The sequence below is a fragment of the Roseateles sp. genome (assembly GCF_049240545.1).
In the GTDB taxonomy this organism is placed as follows: Bacteria; Pseudomonadota; Gammaproteobacteria; order Burkholderiales; family Burkholderiaceae_C; genus Paucibacter_A.
Genome location: NZ_JBMLSK010000379.1, coordinates 1 through 1112, shown reverse-complemented (window position 1 = coordinate 1112; position 1112 = coordinate 1). Strand labels below are relative to the sequence as shown.

Sequence of the window (1112 nt, the reverse complement as noted above, 5' to 3'; positions counted from 1 at the left end):
GCGCCGGCAGCGTCGAGCTGAAGATCCCCAAGCTGCGCCAGGGCAGCTACTTCCCGGAGTTCCTGGAGCCGCGTCGCACAGCCGAGAAGGCGCTGACCGCCGTCATCCAGGAGGCCTATGTCCAGGGCATCTCCACCCGCTCGGTGGACGACCTGGTCAAGGCGCTGGGCATGAGCGGCGTCTCCAAGAGCCAGGTCAGCCGGCTGTGCGCCGAGCTCGACGAGCGGGTGGGTGCCTTCCTGAACCGCCAGATCGAGGGCGACTGGCCGTATCTGTGGATCGACGCCACCTACGTCAAGACACGGGAGGCCGGGCGCATCGTGAGCGTGGCGGTGATAGTGGCTGTAGGCGTCAACACCGACGGCCAGCGCGAGGTGCTGGGCCTGAAGGTTGGCGCCTCGGAGGCTGAACCCTTCTGGACGGAGTTCCTGCGCAGCCTGAACAGGCGAGGCCTGCGTGGGGTGAAGCTGGTGATCAGCGACAGCCACGAGGGCATCAAGGCTGCTGCGGCCAAGGTCCTGAAGGCGACCTGGCAGCGTTGCCGCGTGCACTTCATGCGCAACGCCCTGGCGCACGCCGGCAAGACCCAGCGGCGCATGGTCAGCGCGGCCATCGGCACGGTCTTCGTGCAGGACTCGGCCGACAACGCGCGGGCGCAGTGGCGCAGCGTGGCCGATCAGCTGCGCGGCAAGTTCCCCAAGCTCGGCGCGCTGATGGACGAGGCCGAGAACGACGTGCTGGCCTTCATGACCTTCCCGCGGGCGCACTGGACGCAGATCTACAGCACCAACCCGCTGGAGCGGCTGAACGCCGAGATCAAGCGCCGGACCAACGTCGTGGGCATCTTCCCCAACGACGCCTCCATCGTGCGCTTGGTCGGCGCCATGATGCTCGAGCAGAACGACGAGTGGAGCCTGAACCGGCGCTACATGCAGCTTGAGGGCCTGCAGACCCTCAGCGATACTGTTCCCACTCGGCTGTCCGCTGTGGCTCGCTGAGTACCGCGCATCTCAGCTCTCTCCGGGCTGTGGACTTACACCATGCGCTGGGACACGACCCCACGTTTCCGGCCCTGGTGCGGTCCATCCTTGGCGAAACCGGGCTGCCCTGGG

The 1112-nt window shown here is 67.3% G+C and carries 1 protein-coding gene; it reads left to right on the top strand.

Translation table 11 applies throughout. The annotated features are described in order from the left end of the window. Nucleotides 1–998 (top strand): IS256 family transposase (locus tag ACOVRJ_RS22915; RefSeq protein WP_422046134.1); only part of this gene is annotated, 998 nt, incomplete at its 5' end. Between the last annotated feature and the right edge of the window lie 114 nt (nucleotides 999–1112).